This is a genomic window from Pseudomonas sp. EZ-C24 (assembly GCF_014525325.1).
In the GTDB taxonomy this organism is placed as follows: Bacteria; Pseudomonadota; Gammaproteobacteria; order Pseudomonadales; family Pseudomonadaceae; genus Aquipseudomonas; species Aquipseudomonas shirazensis.
In genome coordinates this window covers 34,571-47,689 of sequence record NZ_JACDIU010000014.1, presented here as the reverse complement: position 1 = coordinate 47,689, position 13,119 = coordinate 34,571, and the positions used below count along the sequence as shown (strand labels likewise).

11 protein-coding genes are annotated in these 13,119 nt (G+C 61.2%); 7 read left to right on the top strand and 4 right to left on the bottom strand.

Going from position 1 to position 13,119, the window contains the following annotated elements; translation table 11 throughout:
• The first annotated feature begins 9 nt into the window (after positions 1 to 9).
• Positions 10 to 924: a pyridoxal-phosphate dependent enzyme gene (locus IDM28_RS09325; RefSeq protein ID WP_188035776.1), complete on the top strand. Its 915-nt coding sequence runs from the start codon at positions 10 to 12 to the stop codon at positions 922 to 924.
• Between the two features lie 78 nt (positions 925 to 1,002).
• On the opposite strand, the gene IDM28_RS09320 is transcribed toward IDM28_RS09325, so the two are convergent.
• Complete coding sequence (locus IDM28_RS09320) at positions 1,003 to 1,275, bottom strand: PepSY domain-containing protein (RefSeq protein ID WP_101318720.1); 273 nt, start codon at positions 1,273 to 1,275, stop codon at positions 1,003 to 1,005.
• 58 nt (positions 1,276 to 1,333) lie between these two features.
• Positions 1,334 to 1,543: a DUF2945 domain-containing protein gene (locus IDM28_RS09315; protein WP_188035775.1), complete on the bottom strand. Its 210-nt coding sequence runs from the start codon at positions 1,541 to 1,543 to the stop codon at positions 1,334 to 1,336.
• Between the two features lie 207 nt (positions 1,544 to 1,750).
• Here IDM28_RS09315 and IDM28_RS09310 point away from each other — a divergent pair, with 207 nt between their 5' ends.
• Both IDM28_RS09310 and IDM28_RS09305 read left to right on the top strand, forming a co-directional pair.
• Positions 1,751 to 2,848: a carboxynorspermidine decarboxylase gene (locus IDM28_RS09310; protein ID WP_101318716.1), complete on the top strand. Its 1,098-nt coding sequence runs from the start codon at positions 1,751 to 1,753 to the stop codon at positions 2,846 to 2,848.
• Between the two features lie 31 nt (positions 2,849 to 2,879).
• Positions 2,880 to 4,124: a saccharopine dehydrogenase family protein gene (locus tag IDM28_RS09305; protein WP_188035774.1), complete on the top strand. Its 1,245-nt coding sequence runs from the start codon at positions 2,880 to 2,882 to the stop codon at positions 4,122 to 4,124.
• A gap of 57 nt (positions 4,125 to 4,181) precedes the next feature.
• On the opposite strand, the gene mqo is transcribed toward IDM28_RS09305, so the two are convergent.
• Entirely contained in the window at positions 4,182 to 5,834 is a 1,653-nt protein-coding gene (gene mqo / locus IDM28_RS09300) for a malate dehydrogenase (quinone) (protein WP_101318712.1), read from the bottom strand.
• 235 nt (positions 5,835 to 6,069) lie between these two features.
• Between mqo and IDM28_RS09295 the strand changes: the two genes are divergently transcribed.
• From IDM28_RS09295 to IDM28_RS09280, 4 genes are all read left to right on the top strand, one after another.
• On the top strand, positions 6,070 to 7,854 hold the full coding sequence (locus tag IDM28_RS09295) for a thiamine pyrophosphate-requiring protein (protein WP_188035773.1): 1,785 nt from the start codon (positions 6,070 to 6,072) through the stop codon (positions 7,852 to 7,854).
• A gap of 136 nt (positions 7,855 to 7,990) precedes the next feature.
• Positions 7,991 to 9,211, top strand: a complete 1,221-nt coding sequence (locus IDM28_RS09290; RefSeq protein WP_101318708.1) for a putative DNA modification/repair radical SAM protein — start codon at positions 7,991 to 7,993, stop codon at positions 9,209 to 9,211.
• Positions 9,202 to 10,044: a TIGR03915 family putative DNA repair protein gene (locus IDM28_RS09285; RefSeq protein ID WP_150572918.1), complete on the top strand. Its 843-nt coding sequence runs from the start codon at positions 9,202 to 9,204 to the stop codon at positions 10,042 to 10,044. The genes IDM28_RS09290 and IDM28_RS09285 overlap by 10 nt, the downstream gene beginning before the upstream one ends.
• Before the next feature lie 166 nt (positions 10,045 to 10,210).
• Positions 10,211 to 12,394 (top strand): TonB-dependent siderophore receptor, encoded by a 2,184-nt coding sequence (locus IDM28_RS09280; RefSeq protein WP_188035772.1) that lies wholly within the window; start codon positions 10,211 to 10,213, stop codon positions 12,392 to 12,394.
• A gap of 58 nt (positions 12,395 to 12,452) precedes the next feature.
• Here the strand turns inward: IDM28_RS09280 and IDM28_RS09275 are convergent, their stop codons facing one another.
• On the bottom strand, positions 12,453 to 12,917 hold the full coding sequence (locus IDM28_RS09275; protein WP_101318702.1) for a hemerythrin domain-containing protein: 465 nt from the start codon (positions 12,915 to 12,917) through the stop codon (positions 12,453 to 12,455).
• Positions 12,918 to 13,119 lie beyond the last annotated feature (202 nt).

Here is a 13,119-nt window from a genome sequence, read left to right as displayed (position 1 = left end):
GAGATCAGCATGCCTTTGCACATCCACACCCCCTTGATCGAATCGCGGCCGATGTCGCTCGCCGCTGGCCGTTCGATCTGGCTCAAGCTCGACGCCCTGCAGCCGTGCGGCTCGTTCAAGCTGCGCGGGGTTGGCCACGCCTGTGAGCAGCACCATGCTCGCGGTGCGCGTCACTTTGTATCTTCGTCGGGCGGCAACGCCGGGCTGGCGGTGGCCTATGCCGGGCGCAGCCTGGGCGTGCCGGTGACCGTGGTCGTCCCCGAGACCACCAGCGAGCGGGCCAGGGAGCTGCTGCGCCTGGAGGACGCCAAGGTCATCGTCCACGGCGGCTCCTGGCAGGAAGCCAACCAGCTGGCGCAAACCCTGGTCGGCGCCAATGATGCCTTCATTCATCCATTCGATGACCCGCTACTGTGGACGGGCCACGCCAGCCTGATCGACGAAGTCGCCGCTGCCGACTGCAAGCCCGATGCGCTGATCTTGTCGGTCGGTGGTGGCGGCCTGCTCAGCGGTGTAGTCGAAGGCCTCAAGCGCAATGGCTGGGACGATGTGCCGGTGCTGGCGGTGGAAACCACAGGCGCGGCGTCATTTCACGCTGCAGTCGAGGCTGGTCACACGGTCGAGCTGCCGGCACTTAGCTCCATCGCCACCTCCTTGGGCGCCAAGCGGGTAGCGGAGCAAGCGCTGGAATGCGCGCGCAGCCATCCGGTTGAAAGCCATTTGGTCACGGACCGCGAGGCGCTGCAGGCTTGTGAGCGCTTCCTTGCCGATCACCGTCTGCTGGTCGAGCCGGCCTGCGGCGCGGCCTTGGCGCTGGCCTATAAAGCCGAAGCGCTGGGCAACTACCGCAAGGTGCTGGTGGTGGTGTGCGGCGGGGCTACGGCCACGCTTGAGCAGATTCAGCTGTGGTTGGCTGCGCAATAGCTCATTCCAAGCGCGTAAAAAAGCCCGTGACGAGCACGGGCCAAGAGCACCACCGCAGAAAACGTCAGTTACTGCCCATCAATGATCCATCTCGTCCTTGGTGACCTTGCCGCTGTACGGGTCGACATGGAAGTCGTACTTCATGCCATCAGCCTTGACGCCCTCGCCTTCCCAATGGCCGTCGTCGGCCTCGATCTTGGTGATCTGGGTGTAGCCGGCGGCCTTGAGGCTGGCCTCGGCCTGATCCTTGGTGACTTTCCAGTCCGCGCCAGGCTGGTCAGCCCAGGCTGCGCTTGCGCCCAATGCACCTACCAGAGCGAGACCTGTGAACAGTCGAGTCATCGATTTCATCGTTAACGTCCTTTTTGCATGAAGGTATTTGCTGCGACCGGTCGAATACGGCGAAGGTTCACTCCTTGTGCAAGGCGTCTTCACGGTGCATCGCCAGGTGCCCGGTCTTGGCACTTTTGACCTCGTATTGCGGCTCATCCTTCGAGCAATGGCGCTGCCTGCCCATGAACTCGACATCGTGCAGATGCACCTTGGTCACCGTGCCATGAATGACTCCGGCCTCGGAATTCCAGCGCACCGTATCGCCCACTTTGTGTTTTGTGCTCATCGGTTGATGCCTCCTCACGACCGTCATATCTGTCTGTTTTACTAGGCCTCAGCTGCGGGAAATAATTCCTCGCCGTTCGCCCAATGGCGACAACAGGCGCAGGGCGACACACAACTCTGACGAAATGCGTCTACGACCCTTTCGATATGCGGCCAGTGAAGGCACAATGCGTGTCCTTTTTTTGGCCGGCCTGGCCGGGGGCCTTAAATGATCAAGACGCCGTACTACCTCATCGACAAACAGAAGCTGCTGGGCAACCTCGAGAAGATTGCCTACGTGCGCGAACACTCCGGCGCCAAGGCGCTGCTGGCACTCAAGTGCTTTGCCACCTGGTCGGTATTCGACCTGATGCAGCAATACATGGACGGCACCACTTCGTCCTCGCTCTACGAGCTCAAACTGGGCCGAGAGAAGTTCGTCGGCGAAACCCACGCCTACAGCGTGGCCTGGGCCGATGACGAAATCGAAGACATGCTCGCCAACTGCGACAAGATCATCTTCAACTCGATCGGCCAGCTGCAGCGCTTTGCCGAACAGTCCGAAGGCAAGGTCCGCGGCCTGCGCGTCAACCCGCAGGTGAGCAGCTCCGATTACCTGCTGGCCGACCCGGCGCGCCCATTCAGCCGCCTCGGCGAGTGGGACCCGGAGAAGATCGAGCAGGTCATCGGCCAGATCTCTGGGTTCATGTTCCACAACAACTGCGAGAACGGCGACTTCAGCCTGTTCGACAAGATGCTTGCGCACATCGAAGAGCGCTTTGGCCATCTGCTGCACAAGGTCGAGTGGGTCAGCCTCGGTGGCGGTATCCACTTCACCGGTGCCGACTATGCGCTGGACGAGTTCTGCGCGCGCCTCAAGGGCTTCTCCGAGAAGTACGGCGTGCAGGTGTACCTGGAGCCGGGCGAAGCCGCCATCACCCAGAGCGCCTCGCTGGAAGTGACCGTGCTCGACACCCTGTACAACGGCAAGAACCTGGCCGTGGTCGACAGCTCGATCGAAGCGCACATGCTCGACCTGCTGATCTACCGCCTCGACGCCAAGATGGCCCCCAACGATGGCGCGCACAGCTACATGGTATGCGGCAAGTCGTGCCTGGCCGGTGACATTTTCGGCGAGTACCAATTCGATCGTCCGCTGGCCATTGGTGATCGCCTGTCGTTCATCGACGCGGCCGGTTACACCATGGTCAAGAAAAACTGGTTCAACGGTTTGAAAATGCCGTCCATTGTGGTCAAGCAACTCGACGGCAGCGTCGAAGTGGTCCGCGAGTTCGGTTTTGAAGACTACGTTTCCAGCCTGTCGTAAGTCAGGCCTTCAGTAAGGAGCAAGGGATAAATTGAAGAAGAACGTTCTTATCATTGGTGCAGGAGGTGTCGCCAAGGTGGTGGCCCACAAGTGCGCGCAGCATAACGACGAACTCGGTCGTATTGCCATTGCGTCGCGGAACATCTCCAAATGCCAGGCCATCATCGACAGCGTCAAGGCCAAGGGCAGCCTCAAGGTTCCCGCCGATATCCAGGCCTTCTCGCTCAATGCACTCGATATCGAGGCGACCAAGGCACTGATCCGCGAGACCGAATCGCAGATCGTGATCAACGTCGGCTCTGCATTCCTCAACATGTCGGTGCTGCGTGCCTGCATCGATACCGGCGTTGCCTACCTGGACACCGCCATCCACGAAGAGCCGGGCAAGATCTGCGAGACCCCGCCGTGGTACGGCAACTACGAGTGGAAACACCTCGAAGAATGCCAGGCCAAGAACATCACAGCCATTCTCGGCGTCGGTTTCGACCCGGGTGTGGTCAACAGCTATGCCGCACTGGCACAGCAGCAATACTTCGACCAGATTGACTCGATCGACATTCTCGACGTCAACGCTGGCTCGCATGGCAAGTACTTCGCCACCAACTTCGACCCGGAAATCAACTTCCGCGAGTTCACCGGGCAAGTGTGGAGCTGGCAGAACAGCCAGTGGACCAGCAATACCATGTTCGAGGTCAAGCGCACCGACGACCTGCCGGTGGTCGGTTCGCAGAACCTGTACCTGACCGGTCACGACGAAGTGCACTCGCTGTCGAAAAACCTCGGCGTGCCCAACGTGCGCTTCTGGATGAGCTTCGGCGAGCACTACATCAACGTCTTCACCGTGCTGAAAAACCTTGGCCTGCTCTCCGAGCAACCGGTCAAGACCGCTGAAGGCCTTGAAGTGGTGCCGTTGAAAGTGGTCAAGGCAGTGCTGCCTGACCCGTCCTCGCTGGCGCCTGGCTACACCGGCAAGACCTGCATCGGTGACCTGGTCAAGGGCAGCAAGAACGGCCAGCCGCGCGAAGTGTTCATCTACAACGTGGCTGATCACGAAGAAGCCTACGCCGAGACCGACAGCCAGGGCATCTCCTACACCGCAGGCGTGCCGCCAGTGGCGGCGGCGTTGCTGGTTGCTCGCGGCGAATGGGACGTCAAGCGCATGGCCAACGTCGAGGAGCTGCCAGCCGAGCCGTTCCTCAAGGCGCTGGACGTGATGGGCCTGCCGACCCGTATCAAGGATGAACACGGCGATCGTCCCTGGGACGCTGAAGCCTAAGCAGTAACACGAAGGGGCGCCATGATGGCGCCCCTTCTGCATTGCGGGTTGTGCTGATCAGGGCTTGAGGTCAGGGTCAGTGGTCTGATGGTCCTGGCTGACCGGGTCGATATCATCCGGGTTGGCCGGGTCCTGGCGCTTGTCGATGGCCGGTGGCGTGGTTAGCTGGAGAATCTCGCTGGTGTAGGCCCACTCCTCCTCGACCCGCTCGGGACTGTCGTTCAGATGCGTGCCGTACGATGGGATGATCTGCTTGATCTTGTCCTGCCACGGCGCGCTCGCGAGTTTGTCCTTGAACACCTTGTTGAGCAGATCGAGCATGATCGGCGGCGCAGTCGAAGCGCCCGGCGATGCACCGAGCAGCCCGGCGATACTGCCATCCTTGGACGCGACCACTTCAGTGCCGAGCTTGAGCACCCCGCCCTGGTTTTCGTCTTTCTTGATGATCTGCACGCGCTGACCGGCCTGCCACAGGCGCCAGTCTTCTTTCTTCGCCTCGGGGAAGTAGGTCTGTAACGCTTCGAAGCGGTCGTCATCGGACTGCAGTACCTGGCCAACCAGGTACTGCACCAGGTCGAATTCACGCACGCCAACACGCACCATCGGCCAGGTGTTGTGCAGGCTCATGCTGGCCATAAGATCGAACAGCGAGCCCTGCTTGAGGAACTTGGTCGAGAAGGTCGCGAACGGGCCGAACAGGATCATCCGCTTGCCATCCAGCACACGGGTATCAAGATGCGGCACCGACATGGGCGGCGCACCGGTTGCAGCGATGCCGTAGGCCTTGGCCATGTGGCGCTCGGCGATAGCTGGATTGTCGGTCACCAGAAACGAGCCTCCCACGGGGAAGCCTGCGTAATCCTTGGCCTCTTCGATGCCGGACTTCTGCAGCAGCGGCAGCGCTGCGCCGCCAGCACCGATGAACAGGAACTTGGCATCGGTGGCCGACTTGCTGCCATCCTTGAGGTTCTTGTACTCGACGTGCCAGGAGCCATCGTCGTTGCGGCTGATGTCCTGCACTTCGCTGGAGAGCTTGAGGCTGAAGTTTTCGCGTGATTGCAAATACCCTACGTACTGGCGGGTAATTTCACCAAAGTTGACGTCGGTGCCGAGCGGCGTCCAGGTCGCCGCAAGCTTCTGATTGGGGTCGCGCCCTTCCATCATCAACGGCACCCATTGTTTGATCTGGGCAGGGTCTTCGGAATACTGCATCCCTCTGAATAGCGGGCTGGCCTGGAGCGCGTCGTAGCGTTTTTTCAGGAAGCGAATGTTGTCATCGCCCCAGACGAAACTCATGTGCGGCGTTGAATTGATGAACGAGCGTGGGTTTTTCAACACGCCGTTCTTGACCTGCCAGGCGAGGAACTGGCGAGTGATCTGGAACGACTCGTTGATCTCCACCGCCTTGGTGATGTCGATCTTGCCGTCTTTCTCGGGGGTGTAATTGAGTTCGGCCAGCGCAGAGTGCCCAGTGCCGGCGTTGTTCCAGCCGTTGGAGCTTTCTTCGGCGACCTTGTCCAGGCGCTCGACCATCTCCATCGACCAGCTCGGCTCCAGTTCGTTGAGCCAGATCGCCAGGGTCGAACTCATGATCCCGCCGCCAACCAGCAAGACGTCCACCCGCTTGGTTTCGGCAGCCTGGGCGTTGGCCAGCCCACAACTGAGGGTGAAACCTGCGAGCAGCAGTTTCGAGGTGTTCGTGATCGTCATGTGGTTCTCCAGCGAGGCCAGACGCGCCTCTGTCTGTAGGTGAATGAATGACCCAGCCTTATCAGTGTTAGCCCAGGTTGGGTGCTGCCTCCACTCAGGGGTGTCTGGTTTCGAGGCGAGCCAGGCGGGATCAGTTCAACCGAGTGTCCGGGGTCGCCTCTGGCCGGTTTAATCTGAACGCGCCGGGACAGAGCCAGTCCCAACCTTCATCCACGCATCAATGAAGGAGAAACCGATGGCTATCACCGTAAGTGACTTTCTCGTCGAGCGTTTGCGCCAGTGGGGTGTCACGCGCATCTTTGGCTACCCCGGCGACGGCATCAACGGCGTGTTCGGCGCCCTGCGTCGGGCCGGCTCGATCGAATTCGTGCAGTGCCGCCACGAAGAAATGGCCGCGTTCATGGCCAGCGCACATGCCAAGTTCACCGGCGAGCTGGGAGTGTGCATCGCCACCTCCGGGCCCGGCGCCTCGCACCTGCTGACCGGTCTGTATGACGCACGCATGGACCATATGCCGGTCCTGGCCATTGTCGGCCAACAGGCGCGCACGGCGTTGGGCGGGCACTACCAGCAGGAGTTGGACCTGGTGTCGATGTTCAAGGACGTCGCCGGCGCCTTTGTTCAGCAGGCCGCCGCGCCGTCGCAGGTGCGCCACCTGGTCGACCGCGCCGTGCGCACCGCCATCGGCGAGCGCAAGGTCACTGCATTGATCCTGCCCAACGACTTGCAGGAGCTGGCGTATGAAGAACCAGCCCGGGCCCATGGCACGCTGCATTCGGGTATCGGCTTCAGCAAGCCCAAAGTAGTTCCGTACGATGCCGATCTGCAGCGCGCAGCCGATGCGCTCAATGCTGGCAAGAAAGTTGCGATTCTGGTCGGTGCCGGCGCCTTGCAGGCGGGTGAGCAGGTGCAGGCAGTTGCCGAAAAACTCGGTGCAGGTGTTGCCAAAGCCCTGCTCGGTAAAGCGGTCCTGCCTGACGACCTGCCCTGGGTCACTGGCTGCATCGGCCTGCTCGGCACCGAACCAAGCTTCAAGCTGATGGAGGAATGCGACACTTTGCTGATGATCGGCTCGGGCTTCCCCTACGCCGAGTTCCTGCCCAAGGAGGGCCAGGCTCGGGGCGTGCAGATCGACCTTGCCCCAGACATGCTCAGCCTGCGCTACCCGATGGAAGTGAATCTGGTCGGTGATGCCGCCGACACCCTCGCAGCCCTGCTGCCACTGCTGGAAGAAAAAAGCCAGCGTAGTTGGCAGCACAAGGTCGAAGGCTGGCGCAAGGATTGGGACAAGAAGCTGGCCAAGCGAGCGCTGACCTCTGCCGACCCGATCAACCCGCAGCGAGTGGTGCACGAATTGTCGCCACGCCTCCCCGACAACGCCATCATCACCAGCGATTCCGGCTCGTGCGCCAACTGGTTTGCCCGCGACCTGCAGATCCGTAGGGGCATGCAGTGCTCGCTCTCCGGCGGGCTGGCGTCCATGGGCGCAGCGGTGCCCTATGCGATTGCCGCCAAGTTCGCCCATCCGGAGCGCAGCGTTGTCGCGCTGGTAGGTGACGGCGCGATGCAGATGAGCAACATGGCCGAGTTGATCACCGTGGCCAAGTATTGGCAGCAATGGGGCAATGGCCGCTGGATCTGCGCGGTGTTCAACAACCAGGACCTCAACCAGGTGACCTGGGAGCAACGGGTGATGGAGGGCGACCCGAAGTTCGCCGCCAGCCAGGACATCCCTGATGTGCCCTATCACCTGTTCGCCATTTCGATCGGCTTGAAGGGCATTTATGTAGGCCGCGAAGAAGACGTCGCGCCCGCCTGGGAAGAAGCCCTGGCCAGTGATGTGCCGGTGGTGATCGATTTCCGCACCGACCCGGATGTGCCACCGCTGCCGCCTCATATGACCCTTGAGCAGGCGAAGAAATTTGCCTCGGCATTGCTCCAGGGCGATCCCAATCAGGCCGGGATCATCAAGCAGACTGCCAAGCAATTGCTCAGCGGCGTACTGCCTAAACGCGATTGATGCCTATGCCCTGAAGCCGCTGCGGCGCATTTGCCGCAATGGTTTCAGGGCCATTTGGCAATTGCCGACGGCCAACACTTGCAACCAGACCGATCTACAAATACTGTATGAATATTCAGTACATCGAGATCGACTAATGGAGCTCATCGCCAAGCTCGGCATCCTTGCCGACGCCGCCAAGTACGACGCCTCGTGCGCCAGCAGCGGCGCGCCCAAGCGCAGCTCGCGCGGTCGCGACGGGCTTGGTGCGACCAATGGCATGGGCATCTGTCACAGCTACACGCCGGATGGCCGCTGCGTCTCGCTGCTCAAGGTGCTGCTGACCAACTTCTGCCTGTACGACTGCCAATACTGCGTCAACCGCCGTACCAGCAACGTGCCGCGAGCGCGCTTCACCCCTGAAGAGGTGGTGCGGCTGACCCTGGATTTCTACCGGCGCAACTGCATCAGCGGGCTGTTTCTCAGTTCCGGCATCATTCGCTCGGCCGACTACACCATGGAGCAGTTGATCGAAGTTGCCCGGCTGCTGCGTGAAGAGCACGAGTTTCGCGGCTACATCCACCTCAAGACCATCCCTGACGCTGACCCGCTGCTGATCGAGCAAGCCGGTCGCCTGGCGGATCGGCTGAGCGTGAATGTCGAACTGCCCACCGATGAAAGCCTCAAGCGCCTGGCCCCGGAAAAACAGGGCCACACCATCCGCCAGGCCATGGGCACTATCCAGCGCGGTCAACAGGCCGTAGCTGGCGAGCCGCGGGCGCCGCGTTTTGCCCCCGCAGGGCAAAGTACCCAGGTCATTGTCGGCGCTGATGACACCGATGACCGGACCCTGCTTGGCAATTCCGAATCGTTGTATCAGGGGTTTGGCCTCAAGCGCGTGTATTACTCGGCCTTCAGCCCGATCCCCGACAGCCCTGGCAGCGTGCCTCTAGCCGCCCCGCCATTGCTGCGCGAGCACCGTCTGTACCAGGCTGACTTCCTCATGCGCGGTTACGGCTACAAGGCTGGCGAGCTGCTCAGCCAGGCTGGCAACCTGGACCTGGATATCGACCCCAAGCTAGCTTGGGCGCTGTCCAATCGCGAGGTGTTCCCGCTGGACCTCAACCGCGCCGAGCCCGCCTTGCTCGCGCGGATTCCCGGCATTGGCCTGCGCAGCGTCGAACGCTTGGTAGCGCTACGCCGGGAGCGGCGCATACGTTATGACGACCTGATCCAGCTGCGCTGCGTACTCGACAAGGCGCGGCCTTTCATTGTCACCAGCGATTATCGCCCGGCGCAGGCCGATTTGCGCAGCGGCCTGCTGCGAGCGCGCCTGCGCGAACCGCAAGCGCCAGTGCAGATGGGCCTGTGGGGATGATCGCGCTCGACTGCGACCAGCAATTCAGCCTCTGGCGCGAACAGGCGCGCGCGCTGCTCGGGCATGGCATCGATCCCGCCGACGTCACCTGGGCGCAAGGGCCGATGGACGATCTGCTGGCAGTGCCGGCGCCCCTGCCAGAGGGCCCGGGGCCGTTTCGGGCAAAGGTGCCAGCGGCGTTGCTGGCGCAGCTGGAACAGGCCTCGCGCTACTGCGGCGAGCAGCGCTGGAACCTGCTGTATGAAGTGCTCTGGCGGGTCGCCCATGGCGATCGTACCGCCATGCTCCCCGGCGACCGCCTCGGCAGCGAGCTGCACCGGCGGATCAAGCAGGTCAGCCGCGAAGCCCATCACTTGCACGCGTTTGTGCGCTTCGTGCCGCTGCCGGCAGCACTGGCTGCGCAACTGCAACTGGACCTGGTCGCCTATCATCAGCCAGCCCACGACATTCTTGAAAGCGCCAGCGGCCACTTTGCCGAGCGCCTCGGCCGCCAGCGCTGGTTGATCGCCACCGACCGCGACGGCATTCGCTTCGACGGCCATACACTGGACTACCGACGCCACTGCCCCGAGCCCTGGCGGCAATGGGCGCAGCACGCCGACGACCCCGGTGCGGATCTGTGGCGCACCTACTACCGGCACATCTTCAATCCGGCCCGGCTCAACCCCGATGCAATGCGCATGCACATGCCGGGCAGGTTCTGGCGGCACTTGCCCGAAGGCATGCTGATCCCGCAACTGATGGGCCAGGCCCGACAAGGCAAGCAGCGCGATGGCCAGGCGCTGGAAGTTGCTCAGCAGGCCGGCAAACGTATCGGCAAAGGCAAAGACTGAAACGGTCGCGGCACCCACTGCATCTACTGATCAGCCAAATGTGAAAAATTCATTGGATTTTTTGCAGCCCTTGGCTGTTGCTGCTCGGAAAATCCTGACAAACTAATTGGTAATGTTTCTCATAAGCATAAACATTTACTAAAAAGACCGTCAGGAACCGCAACCCATGTCGCGCCTTATCCCGCAACGTCGTTTCAGCCCGTCGCGTACTCTCTTGGCTTCCGCCATCTGCATGGCCAGCATGGCCCATGCCGTAGCCGAAGAAGCCGTCAAGCCCAAGGATAGGGCGCAATCGACTGTCATGGAATTAGGCGCAACCGAAGTCAGCTCGGACCGGCTGGGCAGCACCACCGAGGGCTCCCGCTCCTACACCACAGGCGCCATGGCCACGGCGACCAAACTGCCGCTGACCATGCGCGAGACGCCACAGGCAGTCACCGTGATTACCCGCCAGCGCATGGACGACCAGGCGATGACCAGCATCAATGACGTGGTCAAGGCCACGCCGGGGCTGTTCCTCAACTTCTCCAGTGGCCCTGGCCGACAGACCTATACCGCGCGTGGCTTCGACATCGACAACATCATGTACGACGGTATCCCCAGCGGTTACTCGGGCTGGACGGCAGGGGTGCAGCCAAACCTGGCGATGTTCGACCGGGTTGAAGTCGTACGCGGCGCTACAGGTTTGGTGACCGGCGCGGGCAATCCGTCGGCGGCGATCAACATGGTACGCAAGCGGCCCTTGGCCGAACAGAAAGTCACCCTGACCGGCGCTGCCGGCAGCTGGGACGACTACCGCGGCGAGGTCGATGCCTCCAGCCCGCTGAACGACAGCGGCACTCTGCGCGGCCGAGTGGTCACCTCCTACCGCGACGCCAACAGCTTTGTCGACGATGCCGAAGAAAGCCACGGCCTGTTCTACGCGGTGACCGAAGCGGACCTCAGCGAAGACACCACGCTGACCGTAGGCCTGTCGCACCAGAAGGACAAGACCAACTACTTCTGGGGCTCTTCGATGGTTGGCCTCGATGGCCACCACCTCGACCTGCCGCGCTCGTACAACCCGAGCACCGACTGGGAGAACAAGGACCAGGAAATCAACACGGTGTTTGCCGAACTGCGCCAGCGCCTGGCCAATGACTGGAAGCTGCAGGTCAATGCCAATTATGCCGAGCAGAATGCGCTGTTCTCGGGGTCGTATCAGTCGCGTTGGACCGGCACTACGCTGGGTCGAACGGTTTACCAGTCCAAGCACGATGAAAACCAGGCAGGCGTGGATGTGTTCGCCAGCGGGCCGTTCCAGGCGCTGGGGCGCAGCCATGAACTGGTGGTCGGCACCAGCCGCCGCATCTACGACATGACCAACCACAACTACAGCCCATACGACCCCAACTGGCCCATCAACGCCGGCAAACCGAACTTCCTGCATACCACCAACGACCGCTCCGTCACGACTCAAGACGGCCTGTACATGACCACCCGCCTAAGCCTGGCCGACCCACTCAAGCTCATCCTCGGCGGCCGGCTGGACTGGTATGACTACGATGACAAGGATGGCCAGGGCGATTACAAGGTCACCCGCAACGTGACCCGCTATGCCGGCCTGATCTACGAGCTCAATGACAATCACTCTGTGTATGTCAGCTACAGCGATATCTTCCAGCCACAGACCGAGCGCGGCTCAAGCAATTCGCCGGTGCGTCCGATTGAAGGCAAGAACTACGAGGTAGGCATCAAGGGCGAGTACTTCAACGGTGCCCTGAACGCCAGCCTGGCGGTATTCCGCGTCGACCAGGAAAACCGTGCGGTGGAAGTGCTCGACCGTACTGTCTGTTCGTCGACTCAGCTTACCTGCTACGAAGCCTCTGGCGAGATTCGCAGCCAAGGTATCGACATGGAACTGCAAGGCGCACTCACCGACAACTGGCAGATAGGCGGCGGTTACACCTATGCTCGCACCCATACCACCAAGAATGCCGCGCAGCCGGCGCTGGTCAACAAGCAGTTCGACACGGACACCCCTGAGCATCAGTTCAAGATCAGCACGACCTACCGTTTCCAGGGCCCTCTGGAAAAACTGCGCGTCGGCGGCAGCGTCAACTGGCAGAGCCGGATGTACAACGACATCGCATTGGTCGACGGTGGCAACTACCGTCTTGAACAAGGTGCCTATGCAGTCACCGACGTCATGGCCGGCTATCAGGTCAACCGCAACCTCGACCTGCAGCTCAATGCCAACAACATCTTTGATCGCAAGTACTACTCGGCGATCTCGCAATCCTGGCAATACGGCGGCGATGTCTATGGCGCGCCGCGCAACATGATGCTGACCGCCAAGTACAGCTTCTAAGCGAAGACGTGCAAGGGCCACACGCCAGATTCAACCTGGCGCGTGGCCCCTGCCTGCATCAGGCGACGCGGTGTTCGTCTTTGATCAGTTTTTTCTGCGCCTGCATGGCGTCGCCCAGTTGCTCAAGGGTTGCCTTGTCGAGCAGCTCCTTGGCGCGCGGGAACATATCCGACTCCTCCTCTTCGATGTGATGCTCGAGCAGTTCCTTGAGCACCTTCATCCGCCCTGAAAACTCCAGGGTATCGGGTGGCGTCTTGAGCAAGTCAGGCAATACCAGCGCATCCACCGTGCGGTGCTCCTCCTTGGCCTCGTGGTACATCTTGACGTCGTCCTTGTCGCCGGCCTGGGTCAGCGCAGGGTAGAAGATCTCTTCTTCGATGGTGGTATGCGCCTGCAGCTCCAGCTCGATCCGCGCCAACAGCTCGGTGCGTTTTTTCAATGCCCGTTCAGTGGTGTTGGACAGCTCTTCGAGCAGCTTTTTCACTGTCTTGTGGTCTTGTTCCAGCAGTTCGATAGCGTTCATTCAGCACCTCATCAGTACCCGGTTGGAATCACGGCGTCGCGTAGGATTGAGTTGCTCGTGTTCGTACAGGTTCCATACGTTTGCCAGGCGGCAAACGCTGCTGAAAAAAATCTCGGCATGGATGATAGGTTTTCTCATTCCCATTCGACTTACTCAGCGAAGGGCAGATAAGCCCGCCTGCCACCCACAACGAGATTTCACG

What these genes read in the sequence shown, in the direction of transcription:
- IDM28_RS09325 (WP_188035776.1), top strand. Translation starts at nt 10, where the DNA reads ATGCCTTTGCACATCCACACCCCCTTGATCGAATCGCGGCCGATGTCG.
- IDM28_RS09320 (WP_101318720.1), bottom strand. Translation starts at nt 1,275, where the DNA reads ATGAAATCGATGACTCGACTGTTCACAGGTCTCGCTCTGGTAGGTGCA.
- IDM28_RS09315 (WP_188035775.1), bottom strand. Translation starts at nt 1,543, where the DNA reads ATGAGCACAAAACACAAAGTGGGCGATACGGTGCGCTGGAATTCCGAG.
- IDM28_RS09310 (WP_101318716.1), top strand. Translation starts at nt 1,751, where the DNA reads ATGATCAAGACGCCGTACTACCTCATCGACAAACAGAAGCTGCTGGGC.
- mqo (WP_101318712.1), bottom strand. Translation starts at nt 5,834, where the DNA reads ATGACGATCACGAACACCTCGAAACTGCTGCTCGCAGGTTTCACCCTC.
- IDM28_RS09295 (WP_188035773.1), top strand. Translation starts at nt 6,070, where the DNA reads ATGGCTATCACCGTAAGTGACTTTCTCGTCGAGCGTTTGCGCCAGTGG.
- IDM28_RS09290 (WP_101318708.1), top strand. Translation starts at nt 7,991, where the DNA reads ATGGAGCTCATCGCCAAGCTCGGCATCCTTGCCGACGCCGCCAAGTAC.
- IDM28_RS09280 (WP_188035772.1), top strand. Translation starts at nt 10,211, where the DNA reads ATGTCGCGCCTTATCCCGCAACGTCGTTTCAGCCCGTCGCGTACTCTC.
- IDM28_RS09275 (WP_101318702.1), bottom strand. Translation starts at nt 12,917, where the DNA reads ATGAACGCTATCGAACTGCTGGAACAAGACCACAAGACAGTGAAAAAG.